The organism is Halalkalibacter nanhaiisediminis (genome assembly GCF_007830185.1).
In the GTDB taxonomy this organism is placed as follows: domain Bacteria; phylum Bacillota; class Bacilli; order Bacillales; family Bacillaceae_D; genus Halalkalibacter; species Halalkalibacter nanhaiisediminis.
On the sequence record NZ_VLKZ01000002.1, the window covers coordinates 496,554 to 514,396 of the forward strand.

At 36.7% G+C, this 17,843-nt stretch carries 18 protein-coding genes; 2 read left to right on the top strand and 16 right to left on the bottom strand.

Annotation, left to right across the window (positions count from 1 at the left end; all coding sequences use genetic code 11):
• Nucleotides 1–212 precede the first annotated feature (212 nt).
• The 5 genes from IQ10_RS05135 to IQ10_RS05155 all read right to left on the bottom strand — a co-directional run bounded on the left by IQ10_RS05135 (nt 213) and on the right by IQ10_RS05155 (nt 6,206).
• The gene (locus IQ10_RS05135) at nt 213–1,988 is read right to left on the bottom strand and encodes a PAS domain-containing sensor histidine kinase (protein ID WP_144449398.1); all 1,776 of its coding nucleotides are present in this window, start codon (nt 1,986–1,988) and stop codon (nt 213–215) included.
• A 382-nt stretch (nt 1,989–2,370) separates the two neighbouring features.
• Complete coding sequence (locus IQ10_RS05140) at nt 2,371–3,618, bottom strand: ATP-binding protein (protein WP_144449399.1); 1,248 nt, start codon at nt 3,616–3,618, stop codon at nt 2,371–2,373.
• A 503-nt stretch (nt 3,619–4,121) separates the two neighbouring features.
• A complete protein-coding gene (gene ykzS, locus IQ10_RS05145) occupies nt 4,122–4,316 on the bottom strand; it encodes a protein YkzS (RefSeq protein ID WP_144449400.1) in 195 nt (64 codons plus the stop codon).
• 218 nt (nt 4,317–4,534) lie between these two features.
• A complete protein-coding gene (gene ald, locus IQ10_RS05150) occupies nt 4,535–5,656 on the bottom strand; it encodes an alanine dehydrogenase (protein ID WP_144449401.1) in 1,122 nt (373 codons plus the stop codon).
• A gap of 130 nt (nt 5,657–5,786) precedes the next feature.
• On the bottom strand, nt 5,787–6,206 hold the full coding sequence (locus tag IQ10_RS05155; protein WP_144449402.1) for a hypothetical protein: 420 nt from the start codon (nt 6,204–6,206) through the stop codon (nt 5,787–5,789).
• Nucleotides 6,207–6,328: 122 nt separating this feature from the next.
• On the opposite strand from IQ10_RS05155, the gene IQ10_RS05160 reads away from it, so the two are divergent.
• A complete protein-coding gene (locus tag IQ10_RS05160; RefSeq protein ID WP_144449403.1) occupies nt 6,329–6,760 on the top strand; it encodes a DUF2621 domain-containing protein in 432 nt (143 codons plus the stop codon).
• A gap of 40 nt (nt 6,761–6,800) precedes the next feature.
• Here the strand turns inward: IQ10_RS05160 and IQ10_RS05165 are convergent, their stop codons facing one another.
• The 10 genes from IQ10_RS05165 to IQ10_RS05210 form a co-directional block, all read right to left on the bottom strand.
• On the bottom strand, nt 6,801–7,310 hold the full coding sequence (locus tag IQ10_RS05165) for a CcdC family protein (RefSeq protein WP_144449404.1): 510 nt from the start codon (nt 7,308–7,310) through the stop codon (nt 6,801–6,803).
• A gap of 214 nt (nt 7,311–7,524) precedes the next feature.
• The gene (locus tag IQ10_RS05170) at nt 7,525–9,297 is read right to left on the bottom strand and encodes an ABC transporter ATP-binding protein (RefSeq protein ID WP_144449446.1); all 1,773 of its coding nucleotides are present in this window, start codon (nt 9,295–9,297) and stop codon (nt 7,525–7,527) included.
• Complete coding sequence (locus tag IQ10_RS05175) at nt 9,287–11,050, bottom strand: ABC transporter transmembrane domain-containing protein (RefSeq protein ID WP_144449405.1); 1,764 nt, start codon at nt 11,048–11,050, stop codon at nt 9,287–9,289. Before IQ10_RS05175 ends, IQ10_RS05170 begins: the two co-directional genes overlap by 11 nt.
• A 30-nt stretch (nt 11,051–11,080) precedes the next feature.
• On the bottom strand, nt 11,081–12,139 hold the full coding sequence (gene mnmH, locus IQ10_RS05180) for a tRNA 2-selenouridine(34) synthase MnmH (RefSeq protein WP_144449406.1): 1,059 nt from the start codon (nt 12,137–12,139) through the stop codon (nt 11,081–11,083).
• A 93-nt stretch (nt 12,140–12,232) separates the two neighbouring features.
• Nucleotides 12,233–12,448: a YneF family protein gene (locus IQ10_RS05185; protein ID WP_144449407.1), complete on the bottom strand. Its 216-nt coding sequence runs from the start codon at nt 12,446–12,448 to the stop codon at nt 12,233–12,235.
• A 126-nt stretch (nt 12,449–12,574) separates the two neighbouring features.
• Nucleotides 12,575–13,036 (bottom strand): sporulation inhibitor of replication protein SirA, encoded by a 462-nt coding sequence (gene sirA / locus IQ10_RS05190; protein WP_144449408.1) that lies wholly within the window; start codon nt 13,034–13,036, stop codon nt 12,575–12,577.
• A 199-nt stretch (nt 13,037–13,235) separates the two neighbouring features.
• Nucleotides 13,236–15,233 (bottom strand): transketolase, encoded by a 1,998-nt coding sequence (tkt, locus tag IQ10_RS05195; protein ID WP_144449409.1) that lies wholly within the window; start codon nt 15,231–15,233, stop codon nt 13,236–13,238.
• A 132-nt stretch (nt 15,234–15,365) separates the two neighbouring features.
• Nucleotides 15,366–15,605 carry a DUF896 domain-containing protein gene (locus IQ10_RS05200; protein ID WP_144449410.1) on the bottom strand — a complete coding sequence of 80 codons (240 nt, stop codon included), beginning with the start codon at nt 15,603–15,605 and terminating at the stop codon, nt 15,366–15,368.
• A 95-nt stretch (nt 15,606–15,700) separates the two neighbouring features.
• The gene (locus IQ10_RS05205) at nt 15,701–16,351 is read right to left on the bottom strand and encodes a YneB family resolvase-like protein (protein WP_144449411.1); all 651 of its coding nucleotides are present in this window, start codon (nt 16,349–16,351) and stop codon (nt 15,701–15,703) included.
• Nucleotides 16,351–16,626: a hypothetical protein gene (locus IQ10_RS05210; protein ID WP_144449412.1), complete on the bottom strand. Its 276-nt coding sequence runs from the start codon at nt 16,624–16,626 to the stop codon at nt 16,351–16,353. Before IQ10_RS05210 ends, IQ10_RS05205 begins: the two co-directional genes overlap by 1 nt.
• Nucleotides 16,627–16,775: 149 nt before the next feature.
• On the opposite strand from IQ10_RS05210, the gene lexA reads away from it, so the two are divergent.
• A complete protein-coding gene (lexA, locus tag IQ10_RS05215; protein ID WP_144449413.1) occupies nt 16,776–17,399 on the top strand; it encodes a transcriptional repressor LexA in 624 nt (207 codons plus the stop codon).
• A gap of 224 nt (nt 17,400–17,623) precedes the next feature.
• Here the strand turns inward: lexA and IQ10_RS05220 are convergent.
• Nucleotides 17,624–17,843 (bottom strand): transposase (locus IQ10_RS05220; RefSeq protein ID WP_199757381.1); only part of this gene is annotated, 220 nt, incomplete at its 5' end.

Consider the following 17,843-nt stretch of genomic DNA (forward strand, 5'->3'; position numbering starts at 1 on the left):
TCTCCTCGTTATATTATAAACGTTTATGATAAAAAACGGCATAAAATATAAAAACAAATAATAATCACAAGAAATGCAGCTCTTTTTAACTTCTTATCACTACAAAATGTTTCAATCGATTACAATGTATTAGAAATTAGAAAAAGACAAGTACTATACTCGTCTTTTTATTATTGACAGCAACCACAATTCAATTTTGCAAATAATAGAACTTAATGCGAAGCTTCAATTGCAAGTATAACCGTAAACGTTGTTCCATGATTTAGCTGACTTTCCACTTTTATTGTACCGCGATGATTTTCGATGATTTTGTAGCTCACCATTAACCCTAGTCCGTTTCCTTCTTTCTTCATCGTAAAAAAAGGTTCACCTAATTTTTTGATTTTATCTGGAGGAATACCAATTCCCTCGTCACGGACTGTAATGTGTACGTCATTCTTTTCTTTATGAATGTTCACATGAATTTTACCACCATTCGGCATTGCTTCCATTCCATTTTTAAATAAATTTAAAAATACTTGCTTCAATTGATTTTCTTCACATTTAACAATTATTTCTTCAACTTCTGGTTGAAATATAAATTGAACGTTTTTTAAGTTAGACTCAGATGAGAGCATGGAAATAATATATTTGATAATTGAAATAATATCTCTCTTAGAAAAGGTGATTGCATGTGGCTTTGCTAATACCATTAATTCATTTACAATAAAATTTATTCTTTCAATCTCATCTAGGACAACATTTTTATACACTTGATTTTCAAATCCGATTTGTGAAAACCCTTTAATCGTTGTTAAAGGATTCCTGATTTCATGTGCTACACCAGCAGCAAGTTCACCGATTGCAGCTAATTTTTCACTTCTTTGTAATACCTCCTCTGCTTCTTTGCGGGAGGTTATATCTTGTTGAATCGTTACATATTGATATGGTTGAAGCTTATCTTCTTTAAAATAAGGAACGATCGTTGTATCAACCCAAAAGGTTGAACCATCCTTTGCTCTTTTTTTAATTTCCCCTCTCCAAACCATGCCTCGTTCAATTTTTTCAAATATTTTCGGGTAAAAATCGGGGGAGTGATAATCCGAGTCGAGGATATCATGATTCTTTCCGATTAATTCCTCACGTCTAAATTTCGTTAATTCACAAAAAGCATCATTGACAAAAGAATAACGAAAATGACGATCTAATATAGCAAGAAACGAGGATTTATCTAATGCATATTTGATGTGAGATAATTCATCAAGCGTCTTTTTAAGTTTCTCTTCGGTCTTCTTATGGTGAGAAACCTCCGTTCTAATCGACGCAAATTGATAAGCTTCACCCTTTTGATTTAAGAAAGGAACAATTGTCGTTTGTACCCAGTAAAAGCTTCCGTCCTTCGCTTTATTACGAATGACACCACTCCATTTTTCACCTTTTGTAATGGTCTGCCATAATTCTTTAAAAAAATTCTCAGAGTGATAATTGGAATTTAACATACGAATATTTCGACCAATCAGTTCTTTCTTTCTATACTTCGTAATCTCGCAAAATTTATTATTAGCAAATGTCATCCTGCCTGAGGTATCCGTAAACACAACCATAGTAGATTCATCTAAAGCAAGCAACGTATCTGTTACCTTTTGCTCGTATTCCGTCACATCCTTCCATGTCAAAATATATCCCTTTAACTCTCCAGCAATAATTAATCGGTTAATGACTAAGTTAGCTGTAAAGCGATTAAAAAGATTTATTGTAGATTCATAAGGAAAAGGACCTTCTTTTAATATTTTCATTTGTTTTTTACCGTTTTCAGGATGAAAGGAGCTTATATTCTTCCCGATTAACTCATCTTTTGAATAAATATTAATAAACTCCCCAATTTTTTTAATGAGACCTTCAGCATAATCATTAATCCATACAATATTATAGTTGGTATCAGTAATAAAAATATTTTCACCAATTGTATTTAAAATGGAAATGGTTTCTTCATTATTGAGAAATGCCAATGTCTTACCCCCTATCTAGTTAACCTCGTTGACTTTATATGTTCTCTAACATACTTAAAGAGAATCCTCTATATAAAACACCATTATTGGTAATATATGATTATTTGTCACAATCTTATCATATATCATTAAGAGATCTTTTTAAACATAATAGATGAAGACCTATACAGAAAGAATGAGTATGATTCTTCTATACGTATCATCAAGCGAAGGTAGTAATAATTCTAGCTACTCATACTCCAAATCGTTCGTTCGGCGAAGGAAAGAACACCATTTTAAAGTCAATGGTGTTCTTTTTTATAAATGATTCATAGAAGCTACGAAGGCCACTATGCAAACTACCTATCGAAAGGTTGTTAGAGCTTATCTCCAAGATTCTTGTTTAATATTGCGGTAGTTTAATCGTGAAAGTAGTTCCCTTGCCCATATCGCTTGTTGTCATTATTTGACCATTCATTGCTCTTATAATACTAAACGATACACTGAGCCCAAGCCCTGTACCTTTTTCTTTTGTAGAATAGAACGGCGTGCCTATCTTTTTGATTTCATCCTCTGATAACCCTACTCCTTGATCAGTAATATCAATGTATATGTATTCATTGTCTTTTGACAAAGAAATGGTTACCGCTTTTTTGTTTAGCGTAGCTTCTATTGCATTTTTAATCATATTAACGAGAACTTGCTGCATTTTTTCAGGGTTGCCGAATGTGTAAAAGTTCTCATCACTTTTTATATGATAGTGCAAATCAACGCCATTCATCAGTGCATAAGATGAAAGAGTTTGGCTAATCAGTGAAGTTTGCTCTTTTACATCTATTTTTTCCATTTTGTCTGCTTGTGGTTTCGCAAGAGTTAAATAATCATTGATGATAGCCTGAGCACGCTCCAATTCAACGGTCATAATCTTCACATGTTCTTTATGCTTTAAAGGAATTTCATCAGATTGATAGAGCAACTGCATAAATCCACTTACAACTGTCATTGGATTACGTATCTCATGAGCAACACTTGCGGCCATCTGTCCAACAATGTATAACTTTTCAGAATTTTGCATTTCTAATTGCAAACGATCATTCTCTCTAAATGTCTCAATCATGTATACGGTAAGCCACGTCAGCAAAAGTTGCATGAAGGTAAAGACGGTGTAAAACAGTAGGTAATGACTTTCTGAAAAACCAAATATAAAATGAATGGAAGACACAATAAGTAATGAATTAATAAATGTAAGCGTGAGAACAGATTTCATTTTATGCTGAAAACTAAACTGAGAATATTTTTTGAAATAAAAAAGGATCATGAGTAAAGTTATAGAATAGGCAATAAACACAACAAACATGCCTATGCCACCTAAAAAAATTCGATAGCCCAACATGATAATAGTTAGAATGATACCTGTGCTAATATTTCCATACAAAAAAGAAATCATCCATGGGACGGTTCTAAGATCCATAATGTATCCTGTCTCAAAGGAAATTGGAAAACTCATACATAATAATATCGATATTCCACAAATGATACCTAGTAAAATGGAATGATACCTTTTCAAACTTGCATTATTCCTTATAAGAGCATAATAAATAAGGATAGGAACCGTAATATAGACAACTTGCAATAGTAATTTAATGAACATCGAGTCCCCCCAGAGCTAGATACCATCTTGCTTCCTCTTTTAGCTCTCCTCGTTTTAATCGTTTTAATTTTATTTCAAACGCATTTTCATTCAAACAAAAAGCATAATTTACTAAACTCCCAAGCGTTAATTCCCCATCATGATTTCTATTTATACATAAAAAAAAGCACCTTCCATACAAAAAGGAGCATCTTGAATTCGAGCTTCAATTGCCAATATGAAAGGAATCTGAGTGAAAATCAAGAATAGGTTTAAACTCTTATTAAAATATAGAACGAACCTTTCATAGTTAACGATAAGAAGTTTTAAAATAAGATAGTCATTAAAAAAAGCAACTGTTATCGTTCTTTTTAAAGAACATAACGTAATAATTTTACACTTTTTTAATAAAATGTCAACAGATTTCAAAAGTTTTCTTTTGAATCATTCATATTTTCATAGTTGGAAAAATTTTCTGTGGATGATTCTAATAAAAATAGTGTTTCAAACATATTTTTATCCTGTTATTTACTCCACCCTGGTTCATACGTATAGATTGTCTCACCACCGTGCTGAGCATTACCACGAAAATCTTTGTTATCTTCTTGTGCAACAATGACTGCTCGAAAATCTAGGAAATCCGTTTTTTTTACTCGGTAAGAATCAATTTCCTTTTTCCGAAGCTGTTGAATAATTGTCTCAATTTCTTCATTTTGCATGATAAATCCCTACCTTTAAATTAGTTCTCATTCGCGGTCTTTTCTATAAATGAGTCAACGTAATCTGATTTTATCATAATCAAAATATAAAAGAGAGGTTTATTATGTACTTTTTACTAAATGATCTAGTGGTTAATAGCTCAAAAAAGACTGACTCAGCAAAATGAATGCCCTCTAGCTCGGGTAATTTCGTTTGCTAAGACAGTCTAGAATGAGAATTATCCTTTTGCTAATGCTTCAGTTACAGGTACAAATGGATAACCTAAGTCCTTTGCTACTGCTTCATAGGTGATAGACCCTGCTGCTGTATTTAATCCTAGCTCTAGCGCTCCATTTTCAGTTAAGGCATTTTTTACACCTTTATTTGCAATTTGGAGTGCATATGGAATCGTTACATTGGTGAGAGCAATGGTTGACGTTCTCGGTACTGCTCCTGGCATATTAGCAACAGCATAATGAACAACTTCATGCTTTATGTACGTTGGATTGTCGTGGGTGGTAATCCGGTCAACAGTTTCCATAATGCCACCCTGATCAATAGCTACGTCGACTACAACAGAACGAGGCTTCATTGCACGGATCATATCTTCAGTCACAAGTTTAGGCGCCTTTGCACCTGGTATTAAAACTGCTCCAATCACCAGATCAGATTCCGCAACTGACTCGGCAATCGTTAATGGGTTTGAGATTAGCGTTTGAATATCTGTGCCGTATAAATCATCAAGCTGTCTCAACCTTTCTGGACTTACATCAATTATTGTCACATCAGCTCCAAGCCCCATCGCAATTTTTGCTGCATTTGTTCCAACAACACCTCCGCCAATAACTGTCACCTTTCCTCGTTTTACACCAGGAACACCTGATAAAAGGATTCCCATTCCCCCATGTGGTTTTTCAAGGAATTGAGCACCTATTTGGGCTGCCATTCGACCAGCTACTTCACTCATCGGTGTTAACAACGGTAAAGTACGTCCAACTTGAACCGTTTCATAGGCAATCGCTGTAACTTCTTTTTCTACAAGGGCTTTTGCAAGTTCTGGTTCAGCTGCTAAGTGTAAATATGTAAACAAAATGAGTCCTTTGCGAAAGTATACATACTCACTCGGAAGGGGCTCTTTCACTTTCATGATCATGTCGACTTTTTCCCAAATGCCAACTGGATCTACTTCAATCTCAGCTCCTGCTTGAATGTATGCCTCATCTTCAAAACCACTGCCAAGCCCTGCATTCTTTTCAATAACGACTTTGTGACCAGCCTGAACAAGTGTCATAACACTTGCTGGTGTCATTGCAACACGATTTTCATTGTTTTTAATTTCTTTTGGCACCCCAATAAACATGTTCATTCCTCCTTCAAATGTGATGAATGACTGCCGGTTTCATTGTTTTCGTTCTTTCAACATATTGAAGTATCGAGATCATTTATACATATTTAGCAAATCATTTCCTTATATTTACTTTACCCCAATTTTAGAGATAGTAAAGAATTTTTGCCGTAAACATGGAAAGAATGGCCAGCATCAGTAAAAAGCTATAAAGTCTTAATTTAGCTACATCATCATCGATTTCCTTACCAGCTTCGATCCCTTCCAAGATCTTTCTAACTTCTTTAGCGGTCAATCCCAAAAAAGCTCCAAGCGCTGCCCAAATGGCTACGACGAGGATGAACCAAGCATTCAACCAATCCGAAGTCATAAGAAAACCACTAATGAGCCCAACAATCAAGGCTCCATGTCCTAACCAAATGATGCGCTTGTAAATCTTAAGAACGAACTGAAATCGTCCTGGCTCATCCAATAAACTTCCTTTAATAAGAAAAGAAAAAGGAATAAGTAGAAAAAAGATAAATGAGACAAGCATATGTAGTCCATAACTAATTAAGTAAGTCATTGATGTATCACCTCTATCATATCTTACCAAACGTTTCCCTGAGATGGAATAACGGTAGACTATTAGCAGCAAAACATTTTTTATGGTAGGATAAGGTGGAAGAAAAGTTGAGGTGAGAAACGATGCCTGCTTGGTTTATGGCTTTTATCGTATTGTGGACAATTTTTTTAATTACAGTCATGTTCATTGGTGGCTATTTTATGTTTCGTAAATTTTTGAAGAGACTACCAAAAGATGATGGTAAATCTATTTTAGATTGGCAAGACTATTATATCGAAAAAACACTTCACCTTTGGAATACGGATCAGCGCCAATTATTAAACGAACTAGTCGAGCCTGTTCCTGAGCTCTTTCGTGATGTCGCTAAAGGAAAAATTGCTGGCAAAATTGGTGAACTTGCCTTAGAGGATCAAATTGATGAATTAACGCAAGACTATATTATTAAAGGTTACATCCTCGCAACACCAAAACGAGATCATAAATTCCTTAAAAAGAAATTACGCGAGAAAAATATTGATATGGCTCCTTATAAAGAATTACTTGAATCATCTTAGTAAAAGAAGCTCATCCTAATCTGTTTAGGACGAGCTTCTTTTATGTTTGGGCTGGAATAATCCACTTTGATTTAGGGTTTTTTTCAAGTTCTTTTTCGATTTTACGATAGTTCAAATACATCGAGATACGCCACGGCAGAATCATTCCATACGCGAGTAAGAAAAACATCCCTGCCAACTCTTCGAAATGAATGGTATCCCCGATAATCACTTTAAAAGCAATCCGCGCCACTAATAAGCCAACTAAAATAAATGCAAATGCTTTAGAACGCTTTAAGTAAATTTGGTTTCTTCTAATTTCAAACTTTGATGTTTTAATTAATAATAGTGAAAATACCATCCCTACAGAAACTGCTTCAATTACCTGTAAGAAAGCAGGTCTAGCTGGCTCATAAAGAAACATCAGAAAACCAGTTGACATAAATAAAGGCGGAAGAATGATTTTCTTTGCTGATGCTGGTTTTTTCGTCGACCTTAATCGAATAATAATAGCAAGTATCGCCATCATGGCAGCTCCAATTGTTGAAATCCAAATGTAAATGTCATTCAAGCAGCTCACCCCTTTCTAAGGTAGCTTCGGCACAGATTGTCTCCTTTTAAAGATACAGCAAAGCGAGGCTCGTTTCAATTGATTTTCAAAAACGAGCTTTTCAGTTATCTCTTAAAAAGGTTATATATCCTATAATATGCCTTATACGTTTACCAAGTACTTTGTCTAAGTAATTCAGATAATTAGAGGATCCCATTTTGTTTTTACGTCAATACTACTCAGAGCCTTGTTGAAGCAAATACATTTTATGATAAAGACCTTCTTGCTTTAGTAATGCCTCATGGTTACCTCGCTCAATGATTTCACCTTTGTGAAGCACGAGAATTTGATCGGCTTCTTTGATCGTTGATAAGCGGTGAGCAATTGCAATTGTTGTTCTTCCTTGCTGCATGCGTTTTAACGCTTCTTGTATCGCTTCCTCTGTTTCGGTATCAACATTAGATGTCGCTTCATCAAGAATTAAAATGGTTGGCTCATCTACAATCGTTCTCGCAAAGGATAATAATTGCCTTTGACCACTTGATAAAGTAGATCCCCTCTCAGTAACTTTAGCTTCATATTGCCCTGGCAGTTTCTCTATAAATTCATTTGCATGAACAAATTCAGCTGCTTTTCTCACTTCTTGATCTGTAATATGGTGACGATATAAACGAATATTGCTAGAAATCGTCCCCGTGTAAAGATGCGGATCTTGCAAAACGAGACCCATTTTTTTACGAAGTTCTTCATTTTGAAAACTTTCAATTGGCATACCATCGATCAATATTTCTCCTCGCTTTATTTCATAAAAGCGCATTAATAGATTAATAATTGAACTTTTCCCACTACCAGTATGTCCGACAAATGCGACAGTCTCCCCTTTCTTTATAGTAAAAGAAATGTTCTTTAAGACATCAGTCTCACCGTCATATGAGAAAGATACATCTTTAAATTCAATATCTCCTTTTAAAATCGTAGGTGATTGCTCTCCATTTTGGATTGGAGCATATTCTTTGTAATCCATCAATTTAAAGACTCTCCCTGCTGATACAATCGCTTGCTGAAATAAAGATAGACGCATCATCATTTGATTTACTGGCTCAAAAAAACGATCTAAATAATTAACAAATGCATAGAGTACACCAATTTCGACTGGACTTACAAATGACGTTGCACCAAAATAGCTTAGTACAAGAATTAAGGCAATCACTTGAATTAAATCGACCATTGGACGGAGTAGTAACCCGTCTAGTTTCATGCTTTTCATTCCAGCTTGAAGATGCTCCTCATTCACCTCGGCAAATTCTTTACGCAATCTTCTTTCTTGACGAAACATTTGAATGATTGCCATCCCTTGAATCGTCTCATTCATTTGTGCATTAAGCTGGCTTAACTTCTCACTCATTACAGCATAATAACGTGAGCTAATTTTCTGGTAAAGTTGCATGAGCATGATAATAATCGGAATAAGAAAAAGACAAAGTATAGCAAGTCTTGCATTTAAATAAAACATCGCAATAAATATACCAATTAAAAACATGATATTTTGAACAAACGTAGCAAGTACGGTGACATATAACTCTTTAATCGACTCAGTATCATTCGTTATCCGAGAAATTAATCCTCCAGCTGGCGTTCGATCAAAGAAAGACAGACCTAATCGCTCCACATTTGCAAATACATCGACTCGTAACTCTTGAATGATTTTCAGTGAAATATGTTGAAACATAAATGCTTGAAAATAGTTCATAAAAACCGCTGCTAGATGAAGCCCAATGTATAGCAGTCCTAGCCAAAGTAACGGTTCATAAGGAAATGTTCTTGGTGTCAAATAATTATCTATAAAGATTTTAACGAGAATTGGGCCTAATAAATCAGCAGCTGTAGCCAGTAGCAAAAGAACAAAAGCACTGGTTAACGACTTCTTATGAGCTTTCGTATAACCAAGCAAACGCCAAAGAACAGCACGCTGCTCATTAGCAGTCAATACTTGATCCTTATGTTGCATCATGCTGTCCCCCTTTTTCAACTAATTCCGCTAGTTGTTGCTGATCATACATTCGTTTGTACCAGCCGTTATTCTCCATAAGGGTAGAATGTGTACCCCGTTCAACAATTCGCCCTTCATCTAAAACGAGAATGAGATCCGCATGCAAAATTGCACTAAGACGATGAACTATAATAATCGTCGTTTTACCTTTACGACTTTTTCTCATTGACGAGAGAATTTTTTCTTCCGTTCTTGCATCCACAGCAGATAATGAGTCATCTAAAATGAGGATCGTTGGATCAGGTAATACAGCACGTGCAATTGAAACACGTTGCCTTTGACCACCTGAAAGTGTTACCCCTCGTTCACCCACGATCGTTTCATATCCATCCGTAAAAGAAATAATATCGTCATGAATACTAGCTAGCTTACAACTATTTATGATCTCACTCATAGACGCTTTTGGCATTGCAAAGGCCACATTATCAGCAATTGTTGCCGAAAACAAAAAATGATTCTGTGGGACATTTCCAAAAGTCGCTTTTAAATCATCTAAACGATAATGATCAATTTGTATTCCACCTATTGTAATCTTACCGTCCATTGCATCATATTCACGCTGTAACAGGCGAATAAGCGTCGATTTCCCACTTCCAGTTTTCCCGACAATACCGAGTGTTTTGCCTTCTTCAAGTGAAAAAGAAATATCTCTAAGCGCATATTCTTTACTACCAGGATAAGCAAATGAGTTAACCTGAACCTCAATAATCCCTTCAACCTTTTTTGCTTCTAATGCTCCTTCATCTGTAATATCTTGCTTTTCTGAAAGGAGGGTACGAATCCGATCATAAGAAGCCCTTCCTCTTTCGACAATATTAAAGAGCCAGCCAAATGCAAGCATAGGCCAAATCAACAAACCAAGGTAAATCGTAAAGCTCGTAAGCTGTCCAATCGTTAATTCCTCAGCAATTACATACCGAGCCCCAAAAACGACAGCCAAAAAATAAGAAATCCCGACAATAAGTGAAATCGTCGGATCAAACAAAGCATCTATTTTCGCAACAGCAACATTTTTCTGCACAACTTCTCTTGATTTTTCTTTGAATCGACTTATTTCATCTTCTTCCTGTCCAAAAGCCTTAGCAACTCTTACCCCAGTCACACTCTCTTGAACATTATCATTTAGATCTGAGAATGCTGACTGTGCTAGATGGAAACGTTTATGTAAGAGAGATCCATAATAACTCGTTAAGAAAGCCATTATTGGCATGGGAATTAAACTAATTAATGTTAATTCCCAGCTGATTGTTGCAGCCATTGTGATAATAACAAATCCACCCATTGTAATGGAGTCTACAAGTGTGAGAACTCCTTGCCCCGCTGTCATTTGCACAGCACGAATATCATTTGTTGCATGAGCCATTAAATCTCCCGTACGATAACGCTGATAAAAATGATGAGACATCTTTGTAAAATGTTCATACAGTTGATTTCGCAAAAGTCGCGCAAGGCGAATGGATGCACCAAAAATCATAATGCGCCACACAAAGCGTAAGCCATATGTTAAAAAACCGACTCCAAGTAACAGAACTAGTGAGAAAATGAGGTTTTCTAATGTTAGTGTCTGATAGACAATATGATCAACAATGACCCCAATAATAAAAGGAGGAACAAGAGTAAATAGAGACACCGCAGCTAGTACTAAAATCCCTAAACCATATGCCGTTTTCTCTTGTTTAAAAAACCACCATAAATCTTTAAAGACTCTCAATTACGTTCATCCCTCCTTGTCATTCACTTACTATCTCTCGCCAAAATAATGATCAATATATGAACGAAGCTGAACTACCGCAGTATGAATATCATCAAATTCAATGACTGTTGCATTTGTTTTATATGTGCTAGCAGCATGCGAGTATTTAGGATCATAATAATGCTCTAAAAGACGAGCAACTATCAGCTTATAGTCTCCCTGTTCAAGCAAATCTTCCAATTCCACTTTCAAATCATGAGAAAGGTACTTCCTTATCAGTTGTAACGCTTCTTTTACTTGTTCTCCATACTTTTGTGGTTGATATGTTTGATAAATATGTTCTACCCTCGACCAAAATGGATGCTCTAGCTCAATACGTCTACCTTTTTCTTTGCCTTCTATAATAAAATCAGGTAAAACGATATGACCAATTCGTTTGCTTTCTGCCTCAATGATCAAGTAAGGAGAATCCTTGAGCTGGTGTAGCCGAGTAACTAGTTCATATTCAAATTGTTTCTGACTCTTAGGCTCCAGCCCAATCTGACCGAACAACGACCCTCTATGTCCAGCAAGCTCCTCCAAATCCAGTACTGGATAGCCTTTTTCTTTTAGAACATGAAGTATTTCCGTCTTTCTTGTGCCTGTATGCCCAGCCACAACAAGATAATCGCGTTCTTTCGTTACTTCTTTAGCCAGGCTCTCTTGAACATTCTTTCTAAATGAGCGAATTCCACCTTCTAGCTGATAACAATCAATTCCAACTAAACCTAGTGTTCCAGTCACCGACTTACTTCGCATGCCACCACGCCAGCAATAAACTACAATTCGTTTATTCGGATTTTCCTCTTTTAATTCTTTCACTTTTTTGAAAAATACAGGTAATTTTGGTGCATAAATAGACAACCCTACCTCTATTGCTTCCTCACGGCTTTTTTGTTTATAAATGGTTCCTATTTTTGCTCGTTCTTCATTTGAGAACAAAGGGATATTAACAGCACCTGGAAGTCGATATTCAGCAAATTCTGCTGGTGAACGAACATCGATTAATATCTCATCTTCATATATTAAATCATCAAGTGAAACCGTCTTCACATCTATGGTTGACATTTATCATTCGCCTCTTTCATTAGTAAGTGTAAAATATAATCAATAAAACAAGCAGAAAAACACCCCAACATGTGAGGTGCTTGTCCATCCAAACTATTTAGATTGCTGTTTCTGCATCGCTTTCATCATTTGGTTAATCTTTTTCTGTGATGGATTTTGTCCCATCTGCATCATCATGACACGGAGCATTTGCTCATTAATTGGTGGGTTCTTCTTCAAGTAAGACATCATTGTCTTACGCGCAATAAAGAAACCGATTGCGATACCAGCGGCAACCGCCAGTGTGTACCCTAGGATATGAATCCACATAAGTCCAACGTCCTCCTTCGTGCTATATAAACCGATCGGGCTAACCCGAATCAACCTTAACCATTATATCGTAATGATCAGCGATTTAAAAGCACCTATGAAAAATAACCCACTTTATACATTTGACTAAACATGATTAGGACTCAAAAAGACATCATGTCTAAATGGTCTTAACCACCCGTAGCGATGCTCTTCCACTGAAATTGCAAAAAAAGTTGGTTCACACTTTCTTAGCACCTCAAAAAACATCGTTTCCACTTCAAAAGACCTTTCTCCTTCTGAGGTTATGTAAAGTGAGTCTGACGCGATCACTAACTCAGACCTAGTATCATAATTACTTAATTCAATCACATGTGTATTTTTTTTATGTTTGTATTCTGCTTTATTTGAAAAAGCCTTTTTAAGCTTTTGTTGCAAAAGTAAAGCAGGAATAGGTTTTGTAATATATTCAATTTGTTTTCGAAGTAATTCTTTTTTCGATCCAGTTGCCCTTTCATATTCAAGAAAGAGATCAAACAGCTTTGTTTCTTGTCCGTAATAATGACGAGCTACACTCTCTTCAAATATATATAGTTCGCAATGCCTCATTATGGACACCCTCTCACACCAATTTACTATAAGTATACGAGAACTCTAGTAAAATGATTGTCTGAAAACGGAAAAGTTTACCACTAGTTTTGTCGAACAAAAAAACTGACTCAAGTGTCTTTTCCACCTACAAGCTATTTCATGCTAGTAGGTGGAAACAAACACATATACTAAGAGTCAGTTTTTTCTTGAATATTTATTATTTTTGTAAGAGTGCTTTGACTTTTGCTACAACATTTGCAGCAGTAAAGCCGTACTCTTCCATCATTTTCTCATAAGGTGCTGAAGCGCCAAATTGATCAATCGCTAAGACATCACCATGGTCACCAACATATTTTGCCCAACCTAGTGATGATCCCATCTCAATACCAAGACGCGCTTTGACATTAGGAGAAATGACCTCATCCTTGTATGCTTGCGATTGCTTCTCGAAGCGATCCCAGCTTGGCATACTGATGACATCTGCAAAAATGCCATCTTTTTCTAAGATTTCTTGCGCCTCTACTGCAAGTGGTACTTCAGATCCAGATGCAAGAAGTAATACATTTGTCTCACCGGAAGATTTAGATGCAATGTATGCACCTTTTTTAACACCTTCATATGCAAGCTCTTGACTCGAATCAAGTGTTTTAAGATTTTGTCTTGTTAACACAAGTGCAGTTGGCGTATCTTTGCTTTCAAGAGCCAATTTCCAAGCAGCAACCGCTTCATTGCTGTCACCAGGACGGATAACAGAAAGACCTGGCATTGCACGAAGAGCTGCCAGCTGTTCTACAGGCTCATGTGTTGGACCATCTTCACCAACAGCAATACTGTCATGTGTAAATACATAAATAACAGGTAGCTTCATCAAAGCAGCTAAACGAATCGCTGGACGTAAGTAATCAGAGAATACGAAGAATGTTGCTCCAAATACTTTTAATCCGCCGTGTAAAGCTATACCATTTATAGCCGAGCCCATAGCAAATTCACGGACCCCAAACCATATATTACGACCTTCGTAGTGATCACGACTAAAATCACCAAGATCCTTCATCATTGTCTTATTTGAAGATGCTAAATCAGCAGATCCACCGAACAATTGCGGTACACTTTTCGCAAATGCATTTAACGCAGTACCAGATGATGAACGAGTAGCCTCACTTGAGCCAGCTTCATATACTGGAGCATTCGCATCCCATCCCTCTGGAAGGTCGCCACGGATCGCTACTTCAAATTGTGTTGCTAATTCTGGATATTTTTCTTTGTATTTAGAAAATTGTTCATTCCAAGCTTGCTCTTTCTTCTCGCCTTCAGCCTTTTGCGCAGCAAAGAACTCACTTACTTCATTCGGCACATGGAAATCTTCCTCAAATACCCATTTATAAGCTGATTTAGTTAGACCTACTTCTTCCTTACCAAGTGGAGCTCCGTGAGAAGCTGATTTTCCTGATTTATTTGGAGAACCGTAGCCAATTGTCGTTTTTACTTCAATTAATGTCGGACGCGCATCTTTCTTCGCCTCTTCAAGTGCATGGTTAATCTCATCTAAATCATTACCATCTTCAACACGAATCACTTGCCAGCCATATGCTTTATAACGATCTTCCACACTTTCTGAGAACGAAATATGCAAATCACCATCAAGTGAAATATCGTTTGAATCATATAACACGATTAATCGACCTAATTTCAAGTGACCTGCAAGTGAAGCTGATTCAGCAGATACACCCTCCATTAAATCACCGTCACCACAAATGGCATATGTATAATGGTCAACGATAGAAAAATCGTCTTTATTATATGTTGCTGCTAGGTGACGCTCTGCCATAGCCATACCAACTGCCATTGCAACACCTTGACCTAGTGGACCAGTTGTCGCTTCAACGCCAGGTGTATGGCCGTATTCAGGATGTCCTGGTGTCTTACTTCCCCATTGACGGAAGTTTTTCAATTCATCTAAAGATAAACCATAACCAGAAAGATGCAGTAAGCTGTATAAAAGCATAGAGCCATGACCAGCTGATAAGACAAAACGGTCACGATTTGCCCACTCTGGATTTGATGGATTGTGATTCATAAATTTCGTCCAAAGACTATAAGCCATTGGTGCAGCCCCCATAGGCATTCCTGGGTGACCTGAGTTCGCCTTTTCGATACTGTCTATTGACAGCGTACGGATCGTATTAATTGCAAGTTCGTCTATTTGTTTCGTCATGCTAAATTCCCTTCCTTCCCACTAAGTGAAACGTTGTTTTCGTTTTTAATCATATACTTTCTTGTATGTTTTCACAAGTTTTCTCGAAAAGATTATCAATACAAAAAGCCCTCATCGAAGGACGAAGACTTTTTAATGGGCACGGTTATTTTTATTCTTTTTACTTTCTTTAAGAGCATCTGGTGTAACATCGTTTCCATTTTCATCAACAACTGTTACAGCATGCAACTGTTGTTTAAAAGATTGACGAAAAGTTTTTATATATTCATTTCGAAGCGATTGTTGCTCGTTCGCTTCAGCTTTTGTAAGGCCTGTTGATTTAGCACGCTTTGATAATTCACTAATTCTAGCTAATTTTTCTTTAGATAGCATATCCTAATCCTCCTCCATGTACCCTAGAACCATACTTTACACGATTATAGGGGACATTTCAAACAAATAGAACTACCAGCAGAGGATCTCTCAATCTACTCTTCCATTTGCTGCTTTTTATACTCTAAGTAGCGACGATTAACTGTTGCTTTTGAGATATTATAGCCGAAACCTCGAAGTGTTGCCGCAATATCATGAAACGTTAACTCCATTTTTCGAAGTCTAACGATTTCTTCAATAGGTACCTCTTTTTTGTGTCGACCTGCCCCGTGACTGTTTTTTAAATTTCGTTCGGGACGATACCCATTTTTAATAGCTGCCTTCATCCCACGCCTAATTTTACTGTTATGTAATTTACGTTGATATTCTTCGACAATAGCAACGATTTCTAACACCATTTCATCAGCTTCAGAAAGAGACACTTCACCTTGATCACGAATCGTCAGCACCTTAACTTGTTGTTTCCTTAGCTGATGCATAAGAGCGATCTTGGCATGTCCTCTCCCTAACCGTGTGTCATCTTGAACAAGAAGAAGATCGATATCCTCTTCATTTAAAATAGAGAGAACATTCAGCATCCCTTCTCTGTCAATCTCATATCCACTCGCTTTTTCGCTAATGATCTCAACCACTTCTAATTCATATTCATTCGCTAACTGCCGTAATTCTTTTTCTTGCCGTTGTAGAGAAGACTCTTGTTCATTCTTCTCCGTACTCACACGGCAATAAATTATAGCTTTTTTCATTATTCACCGCTTCTTTGTTCACTTAGTTGTAAAAGATTATCAGTAGAATAGGCTACGTATTGCTCTTCTAATTCTCCAGCTTCGATCTGTTTGATTTCTGATGGAGCGATTGTAAGTAAGCTTTGAACTATTTTATACTGTTCGTCTTCGTTTGTATCATATGTCGTTGTAATCGGCTCACTCTCAGATATCATAAGGGTAGTGTACATAAAAAGCAACGCTACAACGGCAGCAGTTAAAATAAAAATCTCTTGTCCTGAAAAACGCTTAATCATTTTCATCACCTCGATAAGAATGTTTGTTCGCTTATTATGATAATAAGAACATCCGTTTGTGTCAAGGGTATTTCAGAACTAATGTTTGCATTACATATGTTCGCATGGTACAATTTAGTCAATAAGGAAAGGTAAGTGAGGTGACATGTATGTCAAAGCTATCAAAACGTCAAGTAGAAATACTAGATTTTATTAAAGTCGAGGTAAAGAAAAAAGGATATCCACCGTCTGTTCGAGAAATCGGTGAAGCTGTTGGACTCGCTTCAAGCTCAACCGTTCATGGGCATCTCTCTCGGTTAGAGAAAAAAGGGTTTATTCGCAGAGACCCAACAAAACCTAGAGCAATTGAAGTTTTAGATTTAGAAAGTGAAACGACTCCGAATCCAGATAAGAAGACTACGTACGTGCCAATTATCGGTAAAGTTACTGCTGGGGTACCAATAACTGCAATTGAAAATGTCGAGGACTATTTGCCTCTTCCAGAACATCTTGTGTCAAACGAGCAGACGTATGTACTTGTTATTCAAGGAGAAAGTATGATCGAGGCAGGTATTTTTGACGGTGATATGGTTATTGTTCGCCAACAACAAACGGCTAATAATGGAGATATTATTGTCGCGATGACAGAAGATAACGAAGCGACAGTGAAGCGTTTCTTCCGTGAGAAAGATTACATTCGTCTCCAACCAGAGAACTCAACAATGGATCCGATTTTATTAAAAGATGTTACCGTTCTTGGTAAAGTTGTTGGTGTTTTTAGAACAATTCATTAATCTTTCACGTTACAATCTAGCTTTTTATGATCACCAATAAAACGCCTGGCTTTTGCTTGGCGTTTTTACTTGGCTTTATACTAATAAAACAAATCAAAACCACCAGTGTGAACTGGTGGTTTGTTCTGCGGCTGAAAGCCTCTCTTACCGGCCTTGGCCTTAAAGGCCCACTGAAAGGGTTTCCCGTCTGCACCACATTCACTCACTAATTCTAAAGAATTTCCTTATTTCTTCTTATTTTTCTCACCAGTAAAAGGGTCATGTTCTTCGAATAATGTTAACTGATCACCCATGTAGTCTTCTCTCAGCTGATTCTTAATATATTCTTGTATTTGTTTCTTATTTCTGCCTACTGTATCGACATAGAATCCCCGGCACCAGAACTTCCGGTTCCCATATCGATACTTCAAATTGGCATGTCGATCAAATATCATGAGACTACTT